This window comes from Okeania sp., assembly GCF_983059655.1.
In genome coordinates this window covers 1,624-4,867 of record NZ_CEZPJD010000621.1, presented here as the reverse complement: position 1 = coordinate 4,867, position 3,244 = coordinate 1,624, and the positions used below count along the sequence as shown (strand labels likewise).

General features: G+C 35.2%; 2 protein-coding genes. Both read right to left on the bottom strand.

From position 1 onward, the window contains the following. Positions 1-91 precede the first annotated feature (91 nt). A complete protein-coding gene (locus AC3DU7_RS25395) occupies positions 92-1,342 on the bottom strand; it encodes an SGNH/GDSL hydrolase family protein (protein WP_488042066.1) in 1,251 nt (416 codons plus the stop codon). Positions 1,343-1,826: 484 nt separating this feature from the next. After that, positions 1,827-3,029 (bottom strand): SGNH/GDSL hydrolase family protein, encoded by a 1,203-nt coding sequence (locus AC3DU7_RS25390; protein WP_488042065.1) that lies wholly within the window; start codon positions 3,027-3,029, stop codon positions 1,827-1,829. Positions 3,030-3,244: the final 215 nt, after the last annotated feature.

Genomic DNA, 3,244 nt, shown 5'->3' with positions numbered 1-3,244 from the left:
GATCGCAAATTTTGTACAAAAGGAAGCAATCTCGCACCACCCCTGAGATTGCTTCCTTCAACTCCATCCCAGTCGCAATTACCGAAAGTAACTAATCATCTGAATTTGATACAAAACTCTGATTCGTAACACCTGACTCCTGACCCCCATATCTCTCGCATAAATAATTTGACATTATCTCCCCTACCAATTTATGACCTTCTACATTCCAATGACCTCCACAGGGAAGTGCATTATCAAAACCATGGAGACATTTACCTGTTTTTTTAGCCTCATCCCAAATAGGCCCAGCTAAATTATAGACTGGTATATCTTCCTCTTTCCCAAAATTTTTCAGTCTGGTATTTGGGTAGAATAAATTTGACACATTTAAAATTTTTTTCAAGTTATCACGCTCTTGAAGATCGGGAAGTACTTGAGAAGAATGACTAACTGTCATGAGCATAAAATCTGCATTTTTTTCATGTACTTCATCTCGCATTAACTTAATCAAACCCTCAGTTACATCCCAAGCTTCTTCCCAATCAGAATTAGGTTTTGGTTCCTTATAAAAATCTATATTAATTGCATTGTAATCCTTGTTATACTGGCGGCGTTTAGCATCAATATCTACTTTTCTAATTAACTGTAGAATTCGAGAATTTTTTATGAACCAATATGGTAGGAAATCTACCAGAGAAAAAGCATAACGATTTCTCTGCCAAAACTTCAAATTTCGGAATGACATATCTGCCACAAGTTGCCCATCTTGGTAAACAAAATAAGGGCGTAAATGGTCATGTTCTAGAGGACGATAATTGTTACTAAGATCGTTACCTGGATAAAAAGCTAAAATGACTAAATCTGGTTGATAATCCCAAACGTGGTGTCTTAAAGTCATTAATTGTTGTGCTGTTCCATAACCATTTACCCCAAAATTCATTACTTCTACTTTTCGGTTTTTCAACACAGAGCATCGTTGTAATTTTTCTTCCATAATTGCACTATATGTATCTTTTAATTTGACATTAAGTGCTTCTGTAAAAGAATCTCCTAATAAAGCAATTCTTAATCCATTTTCTGGTTTATTTTTACTCCGTTCATAATCGCGAAATCCTGCACTATTCATTATTATTTCAGAAGGGATACCCTCTTCCTGCCAAAATCCTTTGCCATTAGGTTTTCCTGCCCAACCTCTGTACATATCTTTGAAAGTATGGAGAGGATTTAGAGATCCATCTATTCTTAGTGGCGGATACTCAATTCCTGCTATTCTTAATCCTATTTCACTTACTGTCAGAGTAAATATTAATGTACCCAATGTTAATCCTAAATTGATGGCTAAATTCTTGAATTTTTTCATTCTATTGGAGATTTTTTTGTTAATAAAAAGTCTTTTGGTAAGGGTAGGAGTCAGGAGTCAGGAGAATTATAGACAAGGAAGTCAGAATTCAGAATTCAGAATTCAGGAGTCAGGAGAATTATAGAGAAGGAGGTAGGAAAAATAGTTCTTTGATTTTTCTGCCCTTATTTGCCCAAAATACTAACTTTTTTGAGCTTTTTAGACCAAAAAGTTGGCATTTTTTTCGACCTAAAAAGGCTAAAGTCTTTATAAGTGAATGCTTTGAGAGTCGATCAGCAAGCTCTAATTAATAGCTAGAGTGCGTGTTAATTATTCTTATGTTTACTACTCCCCACACTCCTCACTCTCTCTACTCCCCCACTTCCCCACTCCCCTATATAGCAGTCTAAGCAAAGGTTCGGACATTTATAAATGCTCAAACCTAAACAGGGATTATTTTTGACTTTTGACTTTTGACTTTTGACTTTACAACTTGCGCGTAGCACTATAACCCTTTACATAAATTTTCCGCAATAATTTCACCTGCCAATCTATGTCCTGTAGCATTCCAATGTCCCGTACACATTTTCGTATTTTTAAAACCATGAAAACAAACCGGATTTTCCCGAACATAATTATCAAAAGGTTCAACTAAATCAATCACAGCAAAACTATGAGTTTCTCCTAAACTTTTCAGTCTTTTCATTGGATATGACCAGTCTTGAATATCCATGATTTTCATATATTCTTCTCGCCATTCTTGATTAGGATGAACTTGCATCGAAGTCATCACTGTAGCTACTTGAAATTCTGCACCTTTTTCTTGTACTTCTTTTGCCATAATTCCGATTAGTTCATCTGTAATTTTCCAAGCTTCTTGCCAAGCAGTATTCAGTGGCTCTCTAAAATTATTTGCTTGTAACTTTTCAAAGTGTCTTGCAGCATTTTTCTTCCTTTGGTCTGCCTCTACTTTTTTGATAATCTGTAAAATTCTGACATTATTTATCAGCCAAGTCGGTAATTGATCGACTGTGGTAATCATGTAGCGGTTTGCTTGACTAATAGTTAGCTCTCTAAAAGATAAATCTAATTCTAACTTCCCATTTTCATAAACAAAAAAAGGTCGATAATGGTTATTTTCTAACTGTCGAGAATTATCCGTAACATCATTGCCCATAAAAAAAGCTAAAAGCACAATATCTGGCTGAAAATCCCAGACTTTTTCTCGGAGAGTTAATAATTGTTGGGCTGTACCATAACCATCCACTCCAAAATTAATTACCTCTACTTTTTGACTTTTTAAATCGGCGCATTTTCCCAATTCCTTCTCCATTACTGCCATAAAAGTTTGCTGATAAGAAACCTGCACTGCTGAAGTAAAAGAATCTCCAAGTACAGCAATTCTTAGAGTATTTTCTGGTTTGGCTTTAGTAATTTCTGTTCCTCTAAGACCATGACTATTAAACTCTAAATAAGCCTTTCCTTCATTCGCCCACCAACCAGAAACATTTGCTTTATATTCCCAACCTCTAACTGGATGAGGAATAGTATGAAATGTAGGATAAAATTCTGCATGAGTACTTTCTGGCATTTTTCTTAAACCCTCCAAACCAGCAATTCTTACTCCTACTTCAGCGATCGCTATTCCCGCAAATAAACTGGCAAAAATCATGGTAAGATTTACTGCCAAAGCTCTTAACTTTTTCATTCTTTAAGCTAAAATTTTTTTATACTTTAAATTATTTAGGTTGGGTTGAGGAACGATTTTCGGAGCTTATCCCCAAGATAAACCCAACTTTTCAGTTATTAGTTATCAGCACCTCTAGCTAAAGCCTTCTGCTGAAAATGTAGAATATTCTCTTTTTTTTATTCCCTGAAAATGGGAGGTTATTTACCAAAAATTTTCGGTCATTTCAGTTATCA

What these genes read in the sequence shown, in the direction of transcription:
- AC3DU7_RS25390 (WP_488042065.1), bottom strand. Translation starts at nt 3,029, where the DNA reads ATGAAAAAGTTAAGAGCTTTGGCAGTAAATCTTACCATGATTTTTGCC.
- AC3DU7_RS25395 (WP_488042066.1), bottom strand. Translation starts at nt 1,342, where the DNA reads ATGAAAAAATTCAAGAATTTAGCCATCAATTTAGGATTAACATTGGGT.